Here is a 20,772-nt window from a genome sequence, read left to right as displayed (position 1 = left end):
CGGTGGTTCCGGTGGTTCCGGTGGTTCCGGTGGTTCCGGTGGTTCCGGTGGTGCCGGTGGTTCCGGTGGTTCCGGTGGTTCCGGTGGTTCCGGTGGTTCCGGTGGTTCCGGTGGTGCCCGTGGTCCCGGTGGTCCCGGTGGTGCCCGTGGTACCGGTGGTGCCGGTGGTGCCGGTGGTGCCGGTGGTGCCGGTGGTGCCGGTGGTGCCGGTGGTTCCGGTGGTTCCGGTGGTGCCCGTGGTGCCCGTGGTCCCGGTGGTACCGGTCGTGCCGGTGGTTCCGGTCGTTCCGGTCGAGCCGGTCGAGCCGGTGGTGCCAGTAGTGCCTGTTGTATCCGTGATGCCGGCGCTATTGCCAAAGTCGGGAGATATGCCCTTGCTGTCAGTGATCGTGCCGTCGTCGTTTCGTCTCAACATTCCGACGATGGTTCGCTTTCCATCGACGGTGATCGACTGAACGCTCTGGCCGACGATCGTCAGCTCGTATTTGCCCGGTGTCAGCCCGGTGAACTTGTAAATCCCGTCCTTGTTCGTAACGGTTGCCAGCTCGACGCCGCCGGCTTGGCTCCTGACGATAACCTTGATGTTGGGCAGGGGCTCGCTTGCCGCCAGCGCAGCCGGGCCCCAGCACGACATGCCTAGGCCTGCGATAAGCGTGAGCATCAGGCGCGACAGGGGTTCTCTCTTCCCTCCGCCGCCTACCGAATCGGGATCCTGTTGGTCCATTTCACTGCTCCTCGCTCGATCGGTCCGGCATCATCAACATTCGCGACAGCCCCGGTCGGGGTGCCACTTTCTCAACCGATCTGGCGGTGAACAGCTTTCGCGGCAAGCACCAATAAGTTCGCTATTACCCTCCTCCCGCCCCGCCGGCACCGCCTGCTCCCCTCGCGGGACTGAGCGAGGGATTGAGCGCAGGATTGGTTGCGAACGGGCCCGAGCCAGGAGTTTGCTGATTGAATCCAGCGCCGAAGCTCTGGCTGCCGGAGCCGCTGGTCGGCGCACCGAAACCACCGCCTATGCTGCTGGCGCTGCCCATGCCGCCGCCCGGACCCATGCCGCTTCCGCTACCAAAGCCGACAGGGGGTGCTGGCTGAGCAGGCGGGGCAGCCCTGGTCTGGTTGGGCTCCGGCTGATCCGCGGCTGCCGCTGCGCCCATCGAGAGCAAGGCATATGCCATTAGCGCAATTACGGGACTGAACTTCATTTGAATCTCCTGTGACTGGAGTTGAATCTCGGTTGCAAGTGGCTTTGCCTACTGCCGCCGTGAGACGAACGAGGCAAGCAAGCCATGCAATAAGTCAATAACTGAAGCTCACGCCAAGCGACAGGACGTGGTTGGTGTAAGCCGTTCCGACGAAGTTCGAATCGTTCTTCATGTAGGCGTAGCCGCCGTTGAGGTACCAGTTCTTCGACATCCGCTCGGTGACCTCGGCGAATAGGGTTTGCGTGGTGGCATTGAACGCCACCAGGCTCTTGAAATCGCGCGCGGAGTGGCTGTAGCCCAGATTGACGAAGGTATCGGGGCGCGGCAGGTAGCCCAGGTTCAGGCCGTAAGTCGCGCCGGTGTAACTGAAGGAAGCGAGATTGGCCTTGTTGTCCTCATAGTCGGCAACCCCCTTGAGCCACAAGGTCTGGTTCAGCTGCTTCTTGATTTCAAGGCTTGCGCCGACGCCATTGGAATCGCGTTCGTTTTGCCGGGTATCGCGGCGGAAGCCGCGCCCCATGATCTGGCCCGACCAGGTCGGCGACAACTGCCGGTAAAACCCCGCGCTCGCCATCAGCATGGAACTGTCGAGGTTGTCGAACTTGTTGTAATAGGCCGTCATCGCGCCGGCCTGGGCGATGAAATAATTGGTTTGCGCATCGTCCAGCGGCTTGAAATACACCGCCGACGCGCTCAGCGAAAGAAAGTTGTCACTCTGCTGATTCGCCTTGGTCGGCGTATCGGGCGAGCCATTGACATTGCTGTCGTTCGACAGTCTGGCGCCCGCATTCAAGGTGACCTCGGCGTAAGCCGGGCAAGCCAGTATGGCAAGCACGGCAGCCACGAGTGCAATTGATCCGGCTTGGTGGGAACTGGTTTGCATCGGCATTTCCTTGTCATTTAATTATGAATCGCAAAACACCGGCGGATTCGGGCACGCAATGCAATTTCCCATACCGGGCAGGAATAGCAGACAAGGAATTTGACGCCCCATCTCGCCGGCCTTGGCGGCACGAGCGTCAGGCAGGAACTGCGACCATACTCTCTTATGTTCCTGTTTAGGCACCCATCACACCAAAACCTCGTCCCAATGCTATTCAGACCGGAACGGCCGTCTGTGCGCTGCCGCACACAGGGGCCGAATAGTTTGGCGATGAATCCAGCGCGCAGCAGCAGCTCGCCGACACCCGAAAGGCGCGCCCGGCAACGGCGTCCGCCTACCGCGACCGGCCCAAGAGTTGGCGCTGATGATACGGCGCGGGCAGGAATTCGCGGCATAATTCCGCTGGCTCGATAGACAAGACGCCGGGGAACTCATGGTCAACGAATACATCTTTTTCGACGCGGCACTGCGCGACCGCTTCGTCGGCTTCCTCGCCGCGCGCGGCATTTCGGGCGAACTGCGCGCCGATGCGATGGAGGGTTTCGTCGTGGCCCTGGCCGACGATCTGGATGACGATCTGGATGACGATCTGGAGGAGGCCATCGAGGACGAATACACGACGCTGATGGAAGCGCAGCGCGACCTGGTCGAAGCCGCCGACGGTGACAACACGCTCGCGCTGATGGCCGTCACCATCACGCTGCCCGACGGCCAGCCCGGCGTGGTGCGGATTCCGGCGCGCCACGCGCGCCGCCTGTTCGCGCACTTTTCCGTCGAGGAGGTGCATGAACTGGTCGCCGCCATCGCGCAAAGCGTGGCGAATCCGGTGGCGGGGCCGTTATGCCAAAGAGATTACCCGGCACCGTGACAAGCGCACCGAAGGAATTGTGCAGTGTGCGAACTGTTCGGCTATAGCAGCGAGCACGAGCAGGGCCTGAGCCGCTGGCTGATGCCGTTTCGCCAGCGCGGCGGCGGCAATGCCGACAACCCGGACGGCTGGGGCGTCGCCTCCTGGCATGACGGCGTCGCCCGCCTCTCCAAATCTTCCGAAGCGGGCTTTCGCAGCGAACAATTCGCCCGCGTGGCCGACGAACTGAGCACCCGCCTGGCCATCGCCCATGTGCGCAAGGCGCGGCATCCGCCGGTGCCGGGCATGCTCAACACCCATCCCTTCATCCATGCCTGCTGCAATCGCGAATGGGTCTTCGCCCACAACGGCATGGTGCCCGAGGTCATCGCCTGGCAGACCACCGGGCCGCTGTGCCTGCCGGACGGCGAGACGGATTCCGAATATGCCTTCTGCCATTTGCTGACCGGCATCGCCGAGGCCTACGAGCAGGCGCAGCGGCCGACATGGCTGACCCGCCTGGCGCAGCTTACGGAAAAGATCGCGGCGCTGGGCAAGTTTAACTTCCTGCTCTCCGACGGGCAGGAACTGATTGCCTACGGCCATGACCGGCTGCATGGCCTGGAACTCGACGACGAGTCCGGCCGCCAGGTCATCATCGCCACCGAGCCGCTGAGCGACGGGCCGTGGCAACCCTTCGCGGCGCGCGAACTGCGCGTGTATCGCGACGGCCGGCAGATCGCGCGGCTGAGCGGCGCGGCAGCGGATTCGACCGCGGCGCGCTGACGGCCCCCTCAGACCAGTTGCTGGCGCAGTTCCGCCAGATAACGCAAGCCGGCGATCGCGCGGCTGCCGTACCAAGACACCATTTCGCCGTCGATGCGGGTGACCGGCCGCTGCGCCAGCGCGGCGACTTCGGCCATGTCGCGCGCGCTGAATACATAAGGCTCCGAAGGCAGCAGCACGCGGGCGACATCATTCAGCCACGGCGCATCCCAGGCGAATTGCGGAAAGCGTGCCGGAGCTTCCGCCGGCAGCGTGTCCCAGCCGGCAGCGGCGAGCATCGAGGAAATATAGGTGTCGCGCCGCACCGTCATCCAGGGCTCGCGCCAGATCGGATAGAGCACGGCCTCGCGCGGCAGCGTGGCGCTTACGGCGGCAAGCTCGCAACGCGCTGTGGAGAATTCCGCGGCGAGTCGCGCGGCATCCGCTTCGCGGCGGAAGATGCCGCCCAGCAGCGCATACAGGCCGAGGTTGTCATCGACGGTTTGCGGATGCACGACGACGACATGGGGCACGAATTCCATGATGGCCTCCACCGCCTCGCGACGGTTTTCGTCGATGTCGGCGATGACATGGGTGGGCGCCAGTTGGCGCAGCACATCGAGCTTGACGTCCTTGGTGCCGCCGACCTTGGGCACGCGGCGCAGTTTCTCTTTGGGGTGGACGCAGAAGCCGGTGCGGCCGACCAGGCTATCGGCGAGGCCAAGGTCGCAGACCAGCTCGGTCAGGCTCGGCACCAGGCTGACGATGCGCGGCACGCCGTCATGTGGCGGGTGTTCGCGGCCGAGCGCATCGAGCGGCATTACAGATCCAGGCCGCGCGGCTTCCTGCCGGCGCGGGCGAACAGGGCATCGAACAGCGGATTGGGCAGCAGGCGCAGCAGCTTGGCCACCACGCCCATCTGCCAGGGAATCACCGTGTAGCTGCTGCCGCGTTCGATGGCGCGGGCAAAGCGCCGCGCCGCGGCGTCGGCCGGCAGCAGGAAGGGCATCGGGTAGGGATTTGCAGCCGTCATCGGCGTCGCGATATAGCCCGGCGCGATGGTGACGACCTTGACCCCGCTGCCGCGCAGTTCGCCGCGCAGGGCTTCGAGATAAGCAATGGTCGCCGCCTTCGAGGCCGAATAGGCCCCGGCCCCGGGCAGGCCGCGGATGCCGGCGACCGAGGCGATGCCGACCAGGCGCCCGCTGCCGCGCGCCTTCATCGCGGCGATGAAGGGCTGCAGGGTCTGCGCCATGCCGATTGCATTGACCTCGAAGACGCGGCGCAAGGCGGGCAGGTCGCCGGCATCGTCGGCCAGGGTGCCGACCGAAACGCCGGCATTGGCGATCACAATGTCCGGGCAGCCGCAGCGCGCGATGAAATCCGACGCGGCAGCTTGCAGCGCCGCCGCGTCGGCGACATCGAGCGCATAGCAGGCGTGACCGCCGCAAAGTCCTGGGGGAAGTTCCGCGACCAGTTCCGAGAGTTGCCGCTGGCGACGCGCCGCGAGACCCAGGGTGGCGCCGGCCTGCGCGTAGTGGCGGGCCAGCGCCGCGCCGATGCCGCTCGAAGCACCGGTGATGAAGACGCGCACCGCCGCCTACTTGCGCCCGGTTTCGGCGCGCACGCCGTCGATCAGCTGATCGAGGAGCACGATCAGCTCGCCGTAGGTGCCCGGCGTGATCGCCTGGTAGCGGCCGTGCACCACCATCGCCGGAACGCCGCTGAGGCCGGCGGCCTTGGTCAGCTCGCGGGCCTGGCGGATGCGACTCTCGACGCCGAAGGAAGCCCAGGCCTCCTTGAATCTGGCGGCGTCGACGCCCTTCGTCGCCACCCATTCGAACAGCACTTTTTCATTGTCGAGGCGCTTGCGTTCGAGGTGGATCGCATTGAACGCCTCGGCGTGCAGCCGGTCCAGCAGGTTCATGGCTTCCAGCGTGTAGTAGAGCCTGGCGCCCGGCGTCCATTTGTTGTTGGGGAAAACGGCCGGCACGCGACGGAACACGACATCGGCCGGCAACTTCCTGACCCAGGGCATGAGCACCGGCTCGAAATCGAAGCAATGCGGACAGCCATACCAGAAGAATTCGGTGACTTCGATCTTGTTCCGCTCGGCGGCCAGGGGCGGGTAGATTTCGCGGAAGTCGCGCCCTTCCTTGAGTTCCGCCGCGCCCGCGCCCGGCGCCAGGCACAGGCCGAGCACCGCCAGGACTGCTGCCACACGGCCACGCCATGCGCTCATCGCCGCGCCCTATTCGACTTTCTGCTTGATCACGCTGCCCTGCAATCCGCTGTGGGTCAACAGCGCCCGCGCCCGATTCATCTCGTCGACGTCGCGGTAGGGGCCGACGCGCACGCGATGCATGGTGCCCTTTTCGGGAATGGCGACTTCCTGCACGCTGGCATCGAGCCCGGTCAGCGCGAGCTTGGCCTTGAGGTTGTCGGCGTCGGCCGCCTTCTGGAAGGAACCGACCTGCAGGAAGAAGATTTCCACGGGAGCCGGCTTGGCTTCGGCCACAGGCGCCACGGCCGACCCCGCTGCGGACGCCGCCGGTTTGGCGGCGCCGGGTGCGGCTGGAGCGGCCGGCGCGGCCGCCGGCTTGCCTTCGAGGATGTTGTAGAAGTCGAAGCGCTGACGCTCGGCCGGTTTGTCCCCGGGCTTGCCGGGCAGCGCCGCCGGCGTCTGCTCTGCGGTCCCGCCGCTGCCATTGCGGGGCGCGCCTTCGTACTTGTTCTGGAAGGGCAGCGGCGATTTGTTGAGCATCCAGACCACGCCGAGGGAAAGCAGGACGCCGATCACCAGGCCGATGAATACGCCGAGCAGCGTGCTGCCGCCGTTCTTATTCTGCGCTGCGCGCGGCTTTGCCGCGGCGCGCGAGGATTGGTCGAATTTACCCATGGTCACATGCTCACCGGTTGCGAAACTCCCAGCAGGGAGAGTCCGTTCTGCAGCACCTGCCGCGTCGCCAGGGCCAGGGCCAGGCGCGCCTCGCGGGTTGCACTATCGTCGACCAGCACCCGCTCGGCGTTGTACCAGCTGTGGAAATCGCCGGCCAGGTCTTTCAGGTAAAAGGCCAGGGCGTGCGGCGCATAGTCGCGCGCCGCCTGCTGGATCAGTTCGGGGAATTCGGCCAGGCGCGCGCACAGCGCGTATTCGCGCTCGTGCTGCAGCGGCGTCAGATCGACCGCGGCCAGCGCGGCCGCGTCGCCTTCCCACTGCGCCAGCACCGAGCAGATGCGGGCGTGGGCGTACTGGACGTAATACACCGGGTTGTCGTTGCTCTGCGACTTGGCCAGGTCGAGGTCGAAATCCAGCGCCTGGTCGCACTTGCGCAGCATGTAGAAGAAGCGGCAGGCGTCGTTGCCGACTTCGGCACGCAGCTGGCGCAGCGTGACGTATTCGCCGGAGCGGGTGGACATCGAGACCTTGTGCCCGTCGCGGAACAGGCTGACGAACTGCACCAACGTCACGTCGAGCCGCTCGGTATCGGCCCCGGAGGCGGCCAGCGCACCCTTGACGCGCGGGATGTAGCCGTGATGGTCGGCGCCCCAGACGTCGATCACCTTGTCGAAGCCGCGTTCGAACTTGTTCAGGTGGTAGGCGATGTCCGACGCGAAATAGGTGTAGATGCCGTTGTCGCGCTGCACCACGCGGTCCTTCTCGTCGCCGAAGGCGGTCGACTGGAACCACTTGGCGCCGTCCTGGGTATAGATATGGCCGGATTTCTCCAGCGCCGCGACGGCGCGCGCCACCATGCCCGTGTCGTAGAGGCTGCGCTCGGAAAACCAGACATCGAAATGCACGCCGAATTCCTCGAGGTCGGCGCGGCAATCGGTCAGCTGCTCGTTCAGCACATGGCTGTGCACATAGGCCCAGTCTTCGCCGAGCAGATCCTTGCCGGCCAGGATCAGGCCGTCGAGGCGCAGCTCGTCGTCTTCCGTCTGCGGCAGGCAGGCCAGCACCGCTTCGGCCGGATGCACGTAGCGGTCGCCGTGGGCCTGCTTGATCTGTTCCGCCATCTCGATCACATAGCCGCCCTGATAGGCGTTGGGCGGGAAGGGCACCGGCTCGCCGAACAGTTCCAGATAGCGCAGCCAGGCCGAAACGGCGAGGATGTCCATCTGCCGGCCGGCGTCATTGACGTAGTACTCGCGCGTCACCTCGAAACCGGCGAAGGCCAAGAGCGATGCCAGGCTGGCGCCGTAGGCCGCGCCGCGGCCATGGCCGACGTGCAGCGGACCGGTGGGATTGGCGGAAACGAACTCGACCTGCAGGCGGCGTGCGGCGCGACCGTTCTTCGCCGGACCGTGGCCGAAATTCTTCCCGGCGGCGAGCACGGCGCCAACCACTGCGGTGCGCGCCGCCGGCGTCAGGGTGAAATTGATGAAGCCGGCACCGGCAATCTCGGCCTTCGTCACATACGGCGAAGGCGGCAGCTCGCGCACCAGGCGTTCGGCAATCTGGCGCGGATTGGTCTTCAGTTCGCGTGCCAGTTGCATCGCCAGATTGCTGGCGAAGTCGCCATGGCTGGCCTGCTTGGGACGTTCGAGGATGATTTCGGTCAGGCCCTGTCCGGGCGCCACGCTGGTCAGTGCGGTACGCAGCAGGCCGGTGAGATGCCGACGGGCATCGAAGACTGTGGGAGTAGGTGCGCTGGATGCAGCCATATCGGAGTAGACAGGGTCTTTCACTGGGCCGTGAATTATACTTCCCGTTTAACGTCCGCCCCAGCCCCCCGTGCGCATCTTCCGCCTGATCCGTATCGCCCGCGTCGCCTACCTCTACGGGCTCGACAGCCTCGTGCTCGAACACGAGATCGAACCCGGCTTGCGCACGCGCCTGCTGTTTGCGGCACAGCGTCTGATGTTCTGGCGTGACCTGTCGGCACCGCGCGCGGTACGCCTGCGCCAGGCGCTCGAAGCCCTGGGGCCGATCTTCGTCAAGTTCGGACAGCTGTTATCCACGCGGCGCGACCTGCTGCCGCTGGACATCGCCGACGAACTGGCCAGGCTGCAGGATCGCGTGCCGCCGTTTGCCTCGGAACTGGCCATCGCCGAACTGGAGAAGGCCTACGGCAAGCCGGTGGATCAGGTGTTCGCCTCCTTCGAGCGCGAACCGGTGGCCTCGGCCTCGGTAGCCCAGGTGCATTTCGCCGTGCTGCCGGACGGACGCGAGGTCGCGGTCAAGATACTGCGCCCTGGCATCCAGCCGGTGATCGAGCACGACATCGCGTTGCTGCAGGTCGCCGCCAGCCTGCTGGAAACCCTCTGGGCCGACGGCCGGCGCCTGAAGCCGCGCGAGGTGGTGGCCGAGTTCGACAAATACCTGCACTACGAACTGGACCTGATGCGAGAGGCCGCCAACTGCTCGCAACTGCGGCGCAATTTCGCGGGCTCCGACCTGCTGATTCTGCCCGAGGTGTATTGGGACTGGTGCACCACCAGCGTGATGGTCATGCAGCGCATGCACGGCACGACGATTTCGCAGATCGATACGCTGCGCGCCAAAGGCGTGGACATCCCGCGCCTGGCCCGCGCCGGGGTCGAAATATTTTTCACCCAGGTGTTCCGCGACGGCTTCTTCCACGCCGACATGCATCCCGGCAACATTTTCGTCGCCACCGAAGGGGCGCACAGCGGCAGCTACATCGCACTGGACTTCGGCATCGTCGGCACCCTGTCCGATATCGACAAGAACTACCTGGCGCAGAATTTCCTGGCCTTCTTCAAGCGCGATTACAAGCGCGTCGCCGAAGTGCACATCGAATCCGGCTGGGCACCCAAGGAAACCCGCGTCGACGAGTTCGAGGCGGCGATCCGTTCCGTCTGCGAACCCTTCTTCGACCGGCCGCTCAAGGAAATCTCGCTGGGCCGCGTGCTGCTGCGCCTGTTCCAGACCTCGCGCCAGTTCAACGTGGAAATCCAGCCGCAACTGGTGCTGCTGCAGAAGACCCTGCTCAACGTCGAGGGCCTCGGCCGCGAGCTCGATCCCGAACTCGATCTGTGGAAGACCGCCCTGCCCTACCTGGAACGCTGGATGAACGAGCAGCTCGGCTGGCTGGCGCTGGAGAACAACATCAAGCGCGAGGCCGCGAACTGGGCCAAGCTGCTGCCGACCCTGCCGCGCCTGGTGCATCAGGCACTGACGGCCACGGCGACGCCGGCCCCCAACCTCGAACTGGAAAGCCTGGCCGCCGAAGTGCGCAGCCTGCGCCAGATGCTCTGGCTGGCGTTCGCGGTCGCCGCCGGCGCACTGGCCTTCGCCGTTTTACAATAACGACAAACTCTCTCGACGCAGAGGGCGCAGAGGCGCAGAGAAAAAGCCCGGCGAGAGAAACAATTCAGTTGCTTTTGAAGTTCTCTGCGCCTCTGCGTCCTCTGCGTTGAAAGCGGCTAATTTGTCTGGCGAGGATTTCCGATGCTGCTCTGGTTCGTCATTCTTTATCTGATGGTGTCGGTCGGCATCGGACTGTTCGCCGCCACCCGCGTACATAACGCCCGCGATTTCGCCGTCGCCGGCCGCAGCCTGCCGCTGCCCATCGTGATGGCAACGGTGTTCGCCACCTGGTTCGGCGCCGAATCGATATTCGGCATTTCCGGCACCTTCCTCAAGGAGGGACTCGGCGGCGTGGTGGCCGACCCCTTCGGCTCCTCGATGTGCCTGATCCTCGCCGGCATCCTGTTTTCCCGCTATCTCTACAAGCTCAACATCATCACCCTGGGCGACTTCTACCGCATGCGCTACAACCGCACGGTCGAAGTGCTGACCACGCTATGCATCGTGATTTCCTACCTGGGCTGGGTGGCGGCGCAGATCAAGGCGCTGGGCTTGCTGTTTTTCGCCGTCACCGACGGCGCCGTCGACGTGGAAACGGGCATGGTGCTGGGTACGGTTCTGGTGCTGACCTATACCGTATTCGGCGGCATGTTCTCGGTGGCAATCCTCGATTTCGTGCAAATGATCGTCATGCTCGGCGGCCTGCTGTTCGTCGCCTGGATGGTCAGCGGCAAAGTTGGCGGTGGCGCCACGGCGGTAATCGACCACGCCAGCGCCGCCGGCAAGTTCTCCTTCTTCCCGCCGGCCGATCCATGGCTGTGGCTGACCTTCATCGGCACCGGGATAACCATGATGTTCGGCTCGATCCCGCAGCAGGACGTGTTCCAGCGCATAACTTCGGCCAAAAGCGCAAGGATCGCGTTGTGGGGCTCGGTAGCGGGCGCCTCGCTGTATTTCTGCTTCACCTTCGTGCCGATGTTCATCGCCTACTCGGCAACGCTGATCGATCCGGCCACCTTTGGCAGCCTGCTGGAGAAGAATGCTGAACTCATCATCCCGACGCTGATCAAGAGTTACACGCCGCTGTTCGCCCAGGTGCTGTTCTACGGCGCCGTGCTGTCGGCCATCATGAGCACCGCATCGGCGACGCTCCTGGCACCTTCCGTCACATTCTCCGAGAACGTAGTGCGCGGCTTTTTCCCGAACATGGGCGACCACCAGTTTCTCCGGGTGATGCGCGTCTCGCTGGTGTCTTTCGCCGGCATGGTCCTGGCATTTGCGCTGTATAACGACGCCTCGATCTTCAAGATGGTCGAGAACGCCTACAAGATCACCCTGGCCGGCGCCTTCGTACCGCTGGTATTCGGCATCCTGTGGCGTCGCTCCACCACGCAGGGCGCACTGGCGGCAATTTTCGGCGGCCTCGTGACCTGGATCCTGATCGAAGTACTGATCGGCGAGGCAAGCCTGGTGCCGCCGCAACTGATCGGGCTCGGCGTCTCGATCGTGGGCATGGTCGCCGGCTCGCTGCTGCCGCAATGGGTCGGCCACCACCTGCCGGGCCACGACCCGCACGCGATACTGCATCACCACGCGGCAGCGCAGACGCACCATGCCGAGCCAGAACACCGGCACTGAGCATGACTGAAAAGCAGTCGCTCTACGAACTCCTGGGTCTCAGCGACAAGGCATCCGCCGAGGAGATCCGCCAGGCTTTCGAAGAACTCCGGCAGGCGCTCGAGCGGGAACCGGATGGCGAGGAAAAGCACAACCGGCTCGCCATCCTGCAGGATGCCCGCAACGTACTGAACGACAGACGCCAGCGCGCGGGTTACGACCGCCGCCAGCGCGACAGGCGACAAGCCGCGGTGGCGGTGCCGCCGCCGGCACGCTCGCGCTGGCCGGCCTTTGCCTTGCTGGCGATACTCGCTGCGGCCTATCCGCTCTGGCGCCATTTCACGGCAAGCGCGCCAGTCGCCCCGACCAAGGCGCCGCAAGCCTTGGCACCCCCTGCGGTGGCCAAGGCGGAGCCACCCGTCGCCGAGGACATCGCCGCCCTGCTGCCCGCCGCGCCCGCAATGGCACCGCCTCCGGCACCGTCGGCGCCGACAACCCAAACGGCCCCGACGACGGCCCCGCGGGAGAACCCGCCGCACCCGGTCTCGGAGGCGCCGCATGCCGCGACGCTGATGAAGATCGCCGACTCGACCTACCTGATCATCGGCGGCGCCGGCTTCGGCACCGGCGTGGCGATCGATGCCGACCGCCTGCTGACCAATTGCCACGTCATCGCGCCCAACGTGCTCAAGGGACCGCTGTTCGCCGTCAATGCGATCACCGGCGCGAAAACCCGCATCACCGAGGCCGCCTTCCTCATCACGGAAGATGCCTGCGTCGTACATGCGCCCGGCCTCAACGGCAAGCCGGCCGCCATGGGCGAAGCCGGCCAATTGGCGAAGGGAACGCCGATTTTCAACATCGGCTTCGCCGACGGCCGCCTGATATTTTCGGCAGGCAGGCTGCTCGGGGTCATCATGCGCGGCAGCCAGAACTACCTGGTTTCCTCCAATCACTGCGACGTGGGCGTCTCCGGCGGCCCGCTGGTCGACACCGAAGGCCGCCTGGTAGGCCTGACCTCGGGCGGTCCGGCGGACCGCAGCTTTTGCCTGTCGCTCACCGCCGAGACGGCGCGCAAAGTGCTGACGCAAACCCCGATCGCGATCGACGCCTTCCCGCCCAACTACCTGAGCAACCTCAAGCGGCACTGGTAGCGCCGCGACAGGACAAGGGGCCGCGGCCTTGTTACGCGGCGGCGAAGGCGGCAGAATCGGGACTGTGGCAAACGGCACGCGCACCCACCTGACGCTTTACCTGACCGGCAGCTACGTGCTGCTGATCATCTACGCCAGCCTGTATCCGCTGGCCGACTGGCACGACAGCGGCGGCGACCCGTCGAGCTTCCTCGGTGCGACATGGCCGCGCTACTACACCGGCTTCGACCTGGCGACCAACCTGATCGCCTATCTGCCCTTCGGCTTCCTCTGTGCCGCCGCCTGGCGCCGACAACTGGCGCCGTTGCCGGCCTGGCTGCTGACCGCCCTGCTGGGCAGCGCACTGAGCCTGTCCATGGAACTGCTGCAGAACTACCTGCCCAACCGCGTGCCGTCCAATCTGGATCTCGCCTGCAATGCCACCGGCGCCATGCTCGGCGGCTGGCTCGGCGCGCTATGGGGCGCCCGCGTGCTCGACGAAGGACGGCTTGCCGGCCTGCGCCGCCGGCTCATGATGAACGGCTACGGGGTCGACATCGGCGTGCTGCTGGTGGCCGCCTGGCTGATCAGCCAACTATCGCCCGAGTCGCTGCTGTTCGGCAGCGGCAACCTGCGCCAGATGCTCGGCCTGCCGCCGGTGCAGCCTTTCCTGGCGGAACGCTTCGTCGATCTGGAAACCTTCATCGCCGCCGCCGGCCTGCTGGCCGCGGGACTGGTCATTTCAATGTTGCTGCGCCGCCACGCCCGCGCCCTGACCCTCGGCCTCCTGCTCGGCGCCCTGCTGATCAAGACAGCCACCCACGCCTTGCTGATGGGGCCGGCGGCGGCGCTGGGCTGGATCACACCGGGCAACAGCCTCGGTATCGGCATCGGACTGGTGCTATGGTGGAGCGCGTCCTTCCTCAGCTTTCCGCCGCAACGCGCCGTGGCGTCGCTGGCGCTGCTGCTGACCACCGTCATGGTCAATGTCGCGCCGGAGAACCCCTACCTGCAGAACATGCTGCAGATCTGGAACCCCGGCCAGTTCCTGAATTTCAACGGCCTCACGCGCCTGATCTCCTCGTTGTGGCCCTTCCTTGTCCTGCCCTGGCTGATGACCTACCGTCCGAAAAAAAATGAACCCGATTACTGACCTCACCACCCTGCGCGATGCGCTGCGGGCTTTTTGCGCCGCACGCGACTGGCATCGCTACCACACGCCGAAGAACCTCGTCATGGCGCTCAGCGTCGAGGCGGCGGAACTGGTCGAGCATTTCCAGTGGGCCACACCCGAGGAAAGCCTCGATCTCGCGCCCGAAAAACGCGCCGAGGTCGCCGACGAAATCGCCGACGTGCTGATCTACCTGACCGAACTGGCCGACGTGCTCGGCATCGACCCGATCGCCGCGGCGCGCGCCAAGATCGTCAAGAACGCGGTCAAATACCCGCCGCCCCTATAATCGTTTCTTTGCCCAGAGTCCGTCCCATGAGCTATTTCAAGCACCACGTGTTCTTCTGCACCAACCAGCGCGCGCCCGGCGAAACCTGCTGCAACAATCACGGCGCCGGCGACATGCGCGCCTACGCCAAGGACAAGGTCAAGGCGCTGGGCAAGAAATTGCCGGGCAATGTGCGCATCAATGCCGCCGGCTGCCTCGACCGCTGCGAAGAGGGGCCGGTCATGGTGATCTATCCCGAGGCCGTCTGGTACACCTACGTCGATAAGGAAGACATCGACGAGATCATCGACGAACACCTGGTGCACGGCCGCGTCGTCGAGCGCCTGAAGATCTGAAGTGTCGCGGCACGAAAGAGTCCTGATCGACGGACCCGACGGCAAGATCGAGGTCTTCGTCGAGGAACACGAAAACCCGCAGGGCATCGCCCTGATCGCGCATCCGCATCCGCTGTTCGGCGGCACCGCCGACAACAAGGTCGTCACCACCCTGGCACGCGCATTCCGCGAGCGCGGCTGCATCACGTTGCGGCCGAGCTTTCGCGGCGTCGGCGGCAGCGAGGGGGAACACGACCACGGCGATGCCGAGACCGATGACGTGCTGGCGGTACACGACTGGGCGCGCGCCCGCTATGCCGGCGTATTGACGCCATCCGGCGCCGCGCTGCCGCTCTACCTGGCCGGTTTTTCCTTCGGCGCCTACGTCACCACGCGCCTGGCCAAGCGCCTCGCCGCGGCCGGCGACCCGGCGCGCTGGCTGGTGCTGGTCGGCACCGCCGCCGGCTTCGTCGAAGGTGCGCGCACTTACGACACCGAAGCAGTAACCGCCGACACGCTGGTGATCCACGGCTCCGCCGACCAGACCGTGCGCCTCGACAACGTGCTGGCCTGGGCCCAGCCACTGGAGATCCCGGTGGTGGTGGTTCCCGGCGCCGACCATTTCTTCCACCGCCGCCTGCATCTGATCCGCGACATCATCCAGCGCGCCTGGCACTAGTAAGCGGGCATGTTGAAACCGATGGATGCAGGAGCGAGCTTGCTCGCGACAACGGCTTATCGCGAGCAAGCTCGCTCCTACAGGAAATGCGCCTTTTCCTTGTTGACTGACCACTAGGCGGCGCGCGCCCGTGCCGCCTAGTGCGGCGCGGCGTCCCAGGCCTTGCGTATCTGCTCCAGGCGGTGATTGCCGGCGTCGCGCAGGCTGACGAAGTTCATGTAGCCCTGCATGCGGTTGTTGAGACGCTTGCTGGTGCCGACATCCATCGTCAATTTTCCCGCGGCGGCTTCCTCGAAGCATTTGACGATGCAGGTCGCGGCATTGAGATGCACCGCCACATTCTTGTTGGCCTCGGCGAGCCGCGAAAACTCTTCCACCGCATCCAGCAGCCGGCCATGCTTGGCCATGTCGGCGGCGGCGACGTTCATCTGCCGCAGATTCTCGGTGGCGCCTGCGGCGATCTGCGTCGCCTGTTCCGTCCAGCCGCCGCTGGCCATCATCTGCTTGATGCGATCCTCGATCGACTGGTTGCCGATATGGTCGTCGTAAAGCGCCTTGGCCATGTTGCATGCCGTCTGCTCGTCGCCCATCGTGACGGCGGCTTCGAGCATGAACATCGACTGCTCGCGATCGACTTCGAGGTCGTTGGCCTTGGCCGCTTCGAGCGTCTGCATCATCTCCTTGTAGGTCTTCGCCGTGGCCTGCTGATCGCCCTTGGTCACCGCCGTCGCATAGGAAACCGTCTTGCTGGAAAGGTTGTAGGCGGGGTCGTTCTTGTGGAAATCGGACAGATTGCCGGCGAGCCCGTCCAGCCGGTCCAGCGCCCCCTTGCTGCCGCTCCTGATCAGCATCGCGGCATAGCTGCAAAAATCTCCCGGCCGCACGAAGCTCGATCCGCGACCGTGCAGATGCATCAGGCCGTAGGCATCGACGGCGGTCTGCAGGTCGTCGGTGGCGATCGCGATGCGCGCAATCTCGCGCTGCCGCGTCAATGACTTCGGATTCTTCTGCAGCACCAGCTTGAGCAGCGCCTTGGTGGCCTCGAGATCGCCCTTGCGTTCATGCACCCTGGCCAGCAGGTCGTGGGCATGCAGGTAGTCCGGATTGTCGTGGATCAGTTCCTCGATGATCGCTGCGGTTTCGTCGTAGCGATCGAGATGGAAGAAGGCCTTGGCCTTGCCCAGCTTGGCCCACGGCAGGCGCGGCCGGACTTCGAGTATGGATTCGAAATGGTCGTAGGCCTCCTGGTAGTGCTCCATCTGCATCATGCAGTCGCCGGCGATGCGCTGGAAGCCCGCGACGTGGCGCGGATGATGCAGCGATTCGCTGCGGCACAGCGTTAGCGCCTGCTCGAACTGCCCGGCATCGTAAAGATCGGTCGCGCCCTTCATGACCTGGCGCTGATCCCAGGCCCGGCCCAGGCGCTCGTGCAGCATCTCCGGCGAGATCGGCTTGATCAGGTAGTCGTCGGGCGCCAATTCGACGGCCGAGAACACCTGTTCGTACTTGCGCTCGCCGGTGATCATGATCCAGATGGTCGATCGCGGCAGCAGTTTCTGCCGCCGCACTTCCTCCAGCAACTGCTGGCCGTCGCGCGTGTCGGAAAGGATGTAATCGCACAGCACCACGTCGTAATTGCCGCGGGTGCGGATGCGATATAGCGCATCGTGGTAGCTGTCGGAGACGTCGATCTTGCTGCCGCCGGCATTGACGATGGTATTGCGCAGCCAGACCCGCATGGTCTGCGAGTCCTCGATCAGCAGATAGCTGAGCGACTCGTACGGACAGGGCTGCGGCGGCGGCGACGGCCGCTGCTGCGCCGCCGTCGAATTGCCTTCGCCCGGCATGTCGCCATCCAACAGGTTCAACAGATCATCCGCGCCAAACAATTCGGGCATTGCCGATTCGACTCCATGCATGGAGAGCTGCCGCGACGCATTGCCGCCGGCAAAACACTCGCGGCTATTTTGCGCGTTTTTCGTCATGACGGGGCTGCACCGGTGGAGCCGCGGCCTTGCGGCGCAGCCTGGAAACCCGGCGCGGCCTGTTAGAATTTCGGCCTCGTCCGGAGGAGTCTGCAGTGCGCCGCGTGCCTGGTCATCCATGAGTCCCTTGCGTGTCGCCGCGCTGCGCAAGTCCTACGATGGCCGCGAAGTGGTCGCCGGGCTCAACTTCGAGCTGCAGCGCGGCGAATGCTACGGCCTGCTCGGCCCCAACGGCGCCGGCAAGACCACCACGCTGCGCTGCTGCCTCGGCCTCACCAGGCCCGATTCCGGCGACATAATGCTGGTCGGCGAACCGGTGCCGGCGCGGGCCCGCGAAGCGCGCATGAAGATCGGCGTGGTGCCGCAGTTCGACAACCTCGACCCCGACTTCACCGCCGCCGAAAACCTGATCGTCTATGGCCGCTACTTCGGCATGGCCGACGGCGAAATCCGGCCGCGGATCGGCGAGTTGCTCGATTTCGCCGGCCTCACAGGCAAGGAAGAGGCCAACATCCGCACCCTGTCCGGCGGCATGAAGCGGCGCCTGACGCTGGCCCGCGCGCTGGTCAACGACCCCGAACTGCTGCTGCTCGACGAACCCACCACCGGCCTCGACCCGCAGGCGCGCCACCTCATCTGGGAACGCTTGAAGCGCCTGCAGGCGCAGGGCAAGACCATCCTGCTGACGACCCACTTCATGGACGAGGCCGAGCGCCTCTGCCAGCGCCTGGCCATCATCGACGACGGCAGGATGGTCGCCGAAGGCGCGCCGCGCGAACTGATCCGTCAGCAGATCGAGCCGCAGGTGGTCGAGGTCTATGGCGAGGATGCACCGGGCTGGGCCGAGCGTGAAGCGCAGGCCTTTTCGCGCCGCGTCGAAGTCAGCGGCGAAACCGCCTTCTGCTATGTCGAGGACGCCGTCCCACTGCTCGCCCACCTCGCCGCCTGGCCCAACTTGCGCACCCTGCACCGCCCGGCGAACCTGGAAGACGTGTTCCTCAAGCTGACCGGCAGGGAATTGCGGGACTGAGCAAGAGTTGGCGCTGGTGACACGGCGACGCGGCCAGCTCCATGCACACGGTAGTGGACTGGATTGTCGCAGCCTGCGCTAATAAGGGAGCGCCCGCTGCGTCCGCAGTAGAATGACACCGGCTTGCAAAATGCATGTTGCTTTACCGATTGATCATCCTGGTGAACGAAACCGCACCGTGACGAAATCCACGATACCCACCGCCTACGGCGACATCCATACCGGCATCGTCGACCTGCTCGAAGCCGCGCGACGCGCCGCCGCCCGCAGCGTCAACGCCCTAATGACCGCCAGCTATTGGGAAATCGGCCGGCGCATCGTCGAATTCGAACAGGGCGGCAAGGGCCGTGCGGGTTATGGACAGCAGTTGCTCAAACGCCTGTCGGCAGATCTTACGGCCAGATTCGGGCGAGGTTTCGGCGTGATCAATCTCCAGCAGATGCGCAACTTTTACCTCTGCTGGCCATCCGACCGAATTCATCAGACACTGTCTGATGAATTCGCCCTCCCGATTCATCAGACAGCGTCTGGCAAATCGGCAGTCAAGGCAATTGCGCAGACACCACCTGCACAATTGCCCGATCTCGCCACGCTCGCCGCCCGCTTTCCGCTCCCCTGGTCGGCCTACGTCCAGCTCCTGGCCGTGAAAAGCGAGGCAGCCCGCGCCTTCTATGAAACCGAGGCGTTGCGCTGTGGCTGGTCGGTGCGCCAACTGAATCGCCAGATCGGCAGCCAGTTCTATGAGCGCATCGCCCTGTCGAAGAACAAGACCGCCATGCTGAAGAAGGTCGAGCCGCAGGACCCGATGACTCCGGAGGAGGCCATCAAGGACCCCTTCGTGCTGGAGTTCCTTGACCTCAAGGACGAATACTCCGAGAACGATCTGGAAGAGGCGCTTATCCAGCGCCTCGCCGACTTCCTGCTGGAACTGGGCGACGATTTCGCTTTCCTCGGCCGCCAGCGACGGTTGCGCATCGACGATGCATGGTTCCGCGTCGACCTGGTTTTCTTCCACCGCCGCCTGCGCTGCCTGGTGATCATCGACCTCAAGGCCGGCCGCTTCAGCTACGCCGACGCCGGCCAGATGCACCTCTACCTCAACTACGCCCGCGAGCACTGGATGAAGCCCGGCGAAAACCCGCCGGTAGGCCTCATTCTCTGTGCCGACAAGGGCACGGCCGAGGCGCACTACGCGCTCGACAACCTGCCCAACAAGGTGCTCGCCGCCGAATACCAGACCGTGCTGCCCGACGAGAAGCTGATCGCCAAGGAACTCGAACGATCGCGACGGGAACTGGAGGCACGCCGCGCGAACTGATCCACACCGGTTCAGCGTAGCGACGCAAGAGTTGGCGCTGGCGGCACGGCGGAACGGCGGAACGGCGGAACGGCGGCAATCGAGGCTGGACCTCGATTTGCCGAATAGGTATCCTGAATGTAAATGGCGATGACGTGACGACCGAAGCCTGCCGAATCCAGCCGCGCTCGATGTGCCAGCCTTCCTGATTCCAAAGAAACTGCATACACGACAATATGATGCCCCCGCACCCAGGAACCGCTATAGACGACAACCCGTTTGAAAAACGTGCCGGGATATGCGAGCGTCACGTATTCGATTTGCTTGCCGTTTCGCCGGCGACATCACGTTAGGACTCATGAGGTCACGCACATGAAACGAGCTGAAGGTGTAATTGCAACAACACTCGTCGACACGCAAGGCGAGCAAATGACTCGCGAAGCGTTGGAAGACATCGTTGACTGCATGTCCAAGTCTCTAATTCCAATTGGAGTCGAACACGACCCGCGTGAGCCTCCACTCGGCCGAATGTCTTCCGGGTTTGTGCGGCCGCGCGATGACGGGGAGTTTGAAGCAGTTGCGATCTTGGAGCTATTTGAAGAAAACGATGAGCCCATCCCGGCAAGTGACACGAGAGAAATTGTCATCCGAAGACATCGAGCTGACGGCTTGCTCATTTCACACGACTGGACTCACCGATCACCTGAGGACCAAGCAGATATAGCGACCATCTCTGAAGTTTTTCGCAATCCGCCTCAATACGATATGAAGAAGGCGGCCGACCCAATTAGCTTGGTTACTATTGCTGGAGCGTTTGTACTTGGCGGCATCGCTAGCGGCTTCCTCAAAGAAATCGGCTCGGACGGTTGGAAGCTTGTTAAGCCGAGACTTGCAGCACTGTTTTCACGGCCTAAGCAAGAAAAAGGAGAACGGCTACTTTCCTTTAGTGTCCTTCTGGAAGTTGAAGGTACGCCAATTGAGATTGACATCATCCATACAAATCCCAGTCCCGAAGAAGTGGACGAATTTCTAGAGAATGGCCTTTCTGTTGTCGATTCGGTACTGCCTTTCTATTTGCATAATGCAAAAGACATCCGGCGACTTGTGTTCGAGGCAAAAGGTAAGAATGTAGAAATTAGGTTTGCTGTACGGAAAGATTGTCGCCCTCTAGCTCCGTCGCTTCGCGTACGGGACGTTCTGGAGCGAAGCCGTCATGAGCCCTAACACTACGTTCGAGGCGACCTGCGCGAAAAGCCGCGCAGGCGCCTCAACTCCACGTT

At 64.3% G+C, this 20,772-nt stretch carries 20 protein-coding genes; 12 read left to right on the top strand and 8 right to left on the bottom strand.

The genetic code is table 11. The features are described 5' to 3' along the window. A partial coding sequence (locus tag RMO95_RS11270; protein ID WP_310450727.1) for a carboxypeptidase-like regulatory domain-containing protein occupies positions 1-634 on the bottom strand: 634 nt, incomplete at its 3' end. Between the two features lie 665 nt (positions 635-1,299). Further along, a complete protein-coding gene (locus RMO95_RS11265) occupies positions 1,300-2,088 on the bottom strand; it encodes a hypothetical protein (RefSeq protein ID WP_310450726.1) in 789 nt (262 codons plus the stop codon). Positions 2,089-2,521: 433 nt separating this feature from the next. Between RMO95_RS11265 and RMO95_RS11260 the strand changes: the two genes are divergently transcribed. Then, complete coding sequence (locus RMO95_RS11260) at positions 2,522-2,956, top strand: hypothetical protein (RefSeq protein WP_310450725.1); 435 nt, start codon at positions 2,522-2,524, stop codon at positions 2,954-2,956. Positions 2,957-2,980: 24 nt separating this feature from the next. After that, on the top strand, positions 2,981-3,721 hold the full coding sequence (locus tag RMO95_RS11255; protein ID WP_310450724.1) for a class II glutamine amidotransferase: 741 nt from the start codon (positions 2,981-2,983) through the stop codon (positions 3,719-3,721). Positions 3,722-3,729: 8 nt separating this feature from the next. On the opposite strand, the gene RMO95_RS11250 is transcribed toward RMO95_RS11255, so the two are convergent. From RMO95_RS11250 to argS, 5 genes are read right to left on the bottom strand one after another with little or no spacing between them, the layout of a single operon-like run. Then, a complete protein-coding gene (locus RMO95_RS11250; protein ID WP_310450723.1) occupies positions 3,730-4,521 on the bottom strand; it encodes a helical backbone metal receptor in 792 nt (263 codons plus the stop codon). Next, a complete protein-coding gene (locus RMO95_RS11245) occupies positions 4,521-5,294 on the bottom strand; it encodes an SDR family oxidoreductase (RefSeq protein WP_409574944.1) in 774 nt (257 codons plus the stop codon). Before RMO95_RS11245 ends, RMO95_RS11250 begins: the two co-directional genes overlap by 1 nt. A gap of 6 nt (positions 5,295-5,300) precedes the next feature. Then, a complete protein-coding gene (locus tag RMO95_RS11240) occupies positions 5,301-5,942 on the bottom strand; it encodes a thiol:disulfide interchange protein DsbA/DsbL (RefSeq protein WP_310450722.1) in 642 nt (213 codons plus the stop codon). Positions 5,943-5,951: 9 nt separating this feature from the next. After that, on the bottom strand, positions 5,952-6,599 hold the full coding sequence (locus RMO95_RS11235) for an SPOR domain-containing protein (RefSeq protein WP_310450721.1): 648 nt from the start codon (positions 6,597-6,599) through the stop codon (positions 5,952-5,954). Positions 6,600-6,601: 2 nt separating this feature from the next. Continuing rightward, positions 6,602-8,368 (bottom strand): arginine--tRNA ligase, encoded by a 1,767-nt coding sequence (argS, locus tag RMO95_RS11230; RefSeq protein WP_310450720.1) that lies wholly within the window; start codon positions 8,366-8,368, stop codon positions 6,602-6,604. Between the two features lie 70 nt (positions 8,369-8,438). Between argS and ubiB the strand changes: the two genes are divergently transcribed. From ubiB to RMO95_RS11195, 7 genes are all read left to right on the top strand, one after another. Continuing rightward, positions 8,439-9,977 carry a ubiquinone biosynthesis regulatory protein kinase UbiB gene (gene ubiB / locus RMO95_RS11225; protein WP_310450719.1) on the top strand — a complete coding sequence of 513 codons (1,539 nt, stop codon included), beginning with the start codon at positions 8,439-8,441 and terminating at the stop codon, positions 9,975-9,977. Between the two features lie 141 nt (positions 9,978-10,118). Continuing rightward, entirely contained in the window at positions 10,119-11,615 is a 1,497-nt protein-coding gene (locus RMO95_RS11220; RefSeq protein ID WP_310450718.1) for a sodium:solute symporter family protein, read from the top strand. A gap of 2 nt (positions 11,616-11,617) precedes the next feature. Further along, positions 11,618-12,748 (top strand): trypsin-like peptidase domain-containing protein, encoded by a 1,131-nt coding sequence (locus RMO95_RS11215; protein ID WP_310450717.1) that lies wholly within the window; start codon positions 11,618-11,620, stop codon positions 12,746-12,748. Between the two features lie 64 nt (positions 12,749-12,812). Next, positions 12,813-13,880 carry a VanZ family protein gene (locus tag RMO95_RS11210; protein WP_310450716.1) on the top strand — a complete coding sequence of 356 codons (1,068 nt, stop codon included), beginning with the start codon at positions 12,813-12,815 and terminating at the stop codon, positions 13,878-13,880. Next, entirely contained in the window at positions 13,864-14,187 is a 324-nt protein-coding gene (locus tag RMO95_RS11205) for a nucleotide pyrophosphohydrolase (protein WP_310450715.1), read from the top strand. Before RMO95_RS11210 ends, RMO95_RS11205 begins: the two co-directional genes overlap by 17 nt. A 26-nt stretch (positions 14,188-14,213) precedes the next feature. Continuing rightward, positions 14,214-14,522 carry a (2Fe-2S) ferredoxin domain-containing protein gene (locus RMO95_RS11200; protein WP_310450714.1) on the top strand — a complete coding sequence of 103 codons (309 nt, stop codon included), beginning with the start codon at positions 14,214-14,216 and terminating at the stop codon, positions 14,520-14,522. 1 nt (position 14,523) lies between these two features. After that, positions 14,524-15,180: a CocE/NonD family hydrolase gene (locus RMO95_RS11195; protein WP_310450713.1), complete on the top strand. Its 657-nt coding sequence runs from the start codon at positions 14,524-14,526 to the stop codon at positions 15,178-15,180. A gap of 137 nt (positions 15,181-15,317) precedes the next feature. On the opposite strand, the gene RMO95_RS11190 is transcribed toward RMO95_RS11195, so the two are convergent. Beyond that, complete coding sequence (locus tag RMO95_RS11190) at positions 15,318-17,078, bottom strand: response regulator (RefSeq protein ID WP_310450712.1); 1,761 nt, start codon at positions 17,076-17,078, stop codon at positions 15,318-15,320. Between the two features lie 205 nt (positions 17,079-17,283). Between RMO95_RS11190 and RMO95_RS11185 the strand changes: the two genes are divergently transcribed. From RMO95_RS11185 to RMO95_RS11175, 3 genes are all read left to right on the top strand, one after another. Continuing rightward, the gene (locus tag RMO95_RS11185; protein ID WP_310450711.1) at positions 17,284-18,195 is read left to right on the top strand and encodes an ATP-binding cassette domain-containing protein; all 912 of its coding nucleotides are present in this window, start codon (positions 17,284-17,286) and stop codon (positions 18,193-18,195) included. A 178-nt stretch (positions 18,196-18,373) separates the two neighbouring features. Next, positions 18,374-19,513 carry a YhcG family protein gene (locus RMO95_RS11180; RefSeq protein WP_310450710.1) on the top strand — a complete coding sequence of 380 codons (1,140 nt, stop codon included), beginning with the start codon at positions 18,374-18,376 and terminating at the stop codon, positions 19,511-19,513. Between the two features lie 351 nt (positions 19,514-19,864). Further along, the gene (locus tag RMO95_RS11175) at positions 19,865-20,716 is read left to right on the top strand and encodes a hypothetical protein (protein WP_310450709.1); all 852 of its coding nucleotides are present in this window, start codon (positions 19,865-19,867) and stop codon (positions 20,714-20,716) included. Positions 20,717-20,772: the final 56 nt, after the last annotated feature.

Source organism: Sulfuritalea sp., from assembly GCF_031426875.1.
GTDB lineage: Bacteria > Pseudomonadota > Gammaproteobacteria > Burkholderiales > Rhodocyclaceae > Sulfuritalea.
This window is presented reverse-complemented; position numbering and strand designations above follow the sequence as displayed.

Bases quoted from the DNA above. Each gene is read 5' to 3' on its own strand.
- RMO95_RS11265 (WP_310450726.1), bottom strand. From the start codon at position 2,088: ATGCAAACCAGTTCCCACCAAGCCGGATCAATTGCACTCGTGGCTGCC.
- RMO95_RS11260 (WP_310450725.1), top strand. From the start codon at position 2,522: ATGGTCAACGAATACATCTTTTTCGACGCGGCACTGCGCGACCGCTTC.
- RMO95_RS11250 (WP_310450723.1), bottom strand. From the start codon at position 4,521: ATGCCGCTCGATGCGCTCGGCCGCGAACACCCGCCACATGACGGCGTG.
- RMO95_RS11240 (WP_310450722.1), bottom strand. From the start codon at position 5,942: ATGAGCGCATGGCGTGGCCGTGTGGCAGCAGTCCTGGCGGTGCTCGGC.
- RMO95_RS11235 (WP_310450721.1), bottom strand. From the start codon at position 6,599: ATGGGTAAATTCGACCAATCCTCGCGCGCCGCGGCAAAGCCGCGCGCA.
- argS (WP_310450720.1), bottom strand. From the start codon at position 8,368: ATGGCTGCATCCAGCGCACCTACTCCCACAGTCTTCGATGCCCGTCGG.
- RMO95_RS11220 (WP_310450718.1), top strand. From the start codon at position 10,119: ATGCTGCTCTGGTTCGTCATTCTTTATCTGATGGTGTCGGTCGGCATC.
- RMO95_RS11215 (WP_310450717.1), top strand. From the start codon at position 11,618: ATGACTGAAAAGCAGTCGCTCTACGAACTCCTGGGTCTCAGCGACAAG.
- RMO95_RS11205 (WP_310450715.1), top strand. From the start codon at position 13,864: ATGAACCCGATTACTGACCTCACCACCCTGCGCGATGCGCTGCGGGCT.
- RMO95_RS11200 (WP_310450714.1), top strand. From the start codon at position 14,214: ATGAGCTATTTCAAGCACCACGTGTTCTTCTGCACCAACCAGCGCGCG.
- RMO95_RS11190 (WP_310450712.1), bottom strand. From the start codon at position 17,078: ATGCCCGAATTGTTTGGCGCGGATGATCTGTTGAACCTGTTGGATGGC.
- RMO95_RS11185 (WP_310450711.1), top strand. From the start codon at position 17,284: ATGAGTCCCTTGCGTGTCGCCGCGCTGCGCAAGTCCTACGATGGCCGC.
- RMO95_RS11175 (WP_310450709.1), top strand. From the start codon at position 19,865: ATGAAACGAGCTGAAGGTGTAATTGCAACAACACTCGTCGACACGCAA.